This is a genomic window from Yersinia pekkanenii, assembly GCF_001152565.1.
Taxonomy (GTDB): Bacteria; Pseudomonadota; Gammaproteobacteria; order Enterobacterales; family Enterobacteriaceae; genus Yersinia; species Yersinia pekkanenii.
Genome location: NZ_CQAZ01000161.1, coordinates 1 through 1,621 on the forward strand (window position 1 = coordinate 1; position 1,621 = coordinate 1,621).

The window sequence follows — 1,621 nt, forward strand, 5'->3', positions numbered from 1 at the left end:
GAACGGGTGGAAAGCCACGTTCGACACAAATAAGGCGACTAAAGAGTACGACGAATACGATACCCGAGCGTTCTATGATAACTCGCGCTTCCGATGAATCTGGACGGGTATTATCTGCAAAATGGCAATCTGTCACCGATAGCGCCAAAACCTTATGGGAAGCAACCCCTTTAACACATGACAAAGCCACAACTGAGGCCGCCCGTGGTCGTATTGCTGATGGCGCAGCAGGTACCCTTGAGGGGCTAGGTACTTTGATGGGGCCTTCTGCCCAAGAATATATGGCTGGTGCCTTTAATCCAGAGCAGGCCGCAATAAATAAAGTCCGACAGCAAAATCAACAAGCCGCTGGTAAGGCTATCTATGATAATACGAAAGGGGCGGTAACAGACGCTTATCAGCGCAACGGATTAGCCGGTGCGGCCGCCATGGTAGTCACGGCATCCGTGACGGAGTTGGCGGGAACTAAGGGGTTGGGAACGGTAGAGAAAGTTGGCACATTAGGCGATGTCGCTAAGTTAGGGAAAGCTGTTGAGCTGGAAAAACTAGACAGCTATCTTGGCACCTATAAAGGTAAAAACGTATTGCTGCAAAACGTCGATGTTGTGAAGATGAATTACATCAAAAGGAGTAACGAAGACCTTTTAGCTTTGCGTCGCACTTTTAATAACTCTGTACGCAGAGATTTTGCTAAAAGCATTGCTAACCATCCTGATGTTGTAGCCAGACTGGATACCTCGCAACGTGAAATGTTAAGCATTGGCAGGATCCCCAAGGATTATCAAGCACACCATAAGTTGCCACTTGAAGATAGTGGAACTAATGATTTCTCAAACCTAGTTCTAATCAAAAGTGCTCCAGAACATCCAGTTTTTACAACAACACAGCGTCGCATCAGTAATAACCTTTCGCCTAAAGGTGAAAATACAGTGCTGTGGCCCGTTCCCAAAGGCGTGATTTATCCGTGAGGTGTGTATGACAAATTTAGAAAAGGCGGTTAATGAGTTTAATCGCATCAGCAAAAGCATGGGATACAACATCAATCCACCTTATACTGGCAAGCTGGAAACTTATGACTTTGGACGAGAGATAAGCCCAGAACAGCCCGATTTCTGGAAGCAATACGGCTCTTTTCTGCGTATTAGCAATGGGTTGTTTGCTGATGGATGCGTATTTTATGGTATGAGTGACGGTGAAGATACTGCTGGGCTTATTGAATTTAACAATGCCCTGAATATTCCCGGCTTTAAAGATGAGACCATGACAAACCTGATTGTTATTGGTGGAAATAACACTGATACGTTTTACTATGATCCGCGCACGTGTAAATGGGAAGCATGTGACCGAATTGGCACAGATCGTGTGTGGGAGTCATGTGATAGTCTGGCTGAACTCATTGAGACACAAATTAAAATGTTGGAAAACGGTTAACTTATAAGGGGTCGAAATGACGCTTACAGAAGAACAGAAGGCGCTTTTCGATGCCCTGACGCAATTACAGCGTAGATTCGTTACCGCGCTGCTAGAGGGTGCCAATCAGACCGAGGCATACCGAAGAGCTGGCGGTAAAGCTAAAGGCGATGGTGTGCGTTCCAAAGCCAGCCAGTTAGTAACAAATAGT

The 1,621-nt window shown here is 45.9% G+C and carries 3 protein-coding genes; all 3 read left to right on the forward strand.

Translation table 11 applies throughout. The features are described from left to right. On the forward strand, nucleotides 1-968 hold a 968-nt coding region (locus AEP37_RS23625; protein ID WP_049615621.1), incomplete at its 5' end, for an HNH endonuclease. A 7-nt stretch (nucleotides 969-975) separates the two neighbouring features. Further along, nucleotides 976-1,431, forward strand: coding sequence for a YrhA family protein (locus AEP37_RS23630; RefSeq protein ID WP_049615619.1), 456 nt, complete (start codon nucleotides 976-978; stop codon nucleotides 1,429-1,431). A gap of 16 nt (nucleotides 1,432-1,447) precedes the next feature. Then, nucleotides 1,448-1,621, forward strand: a 174-nt coding sequence (locus AEP37_RS23635; protein ID WP_049615620.1) for a terminase small subunit, incomplete at its 3' end; no start/stop codon positions are given.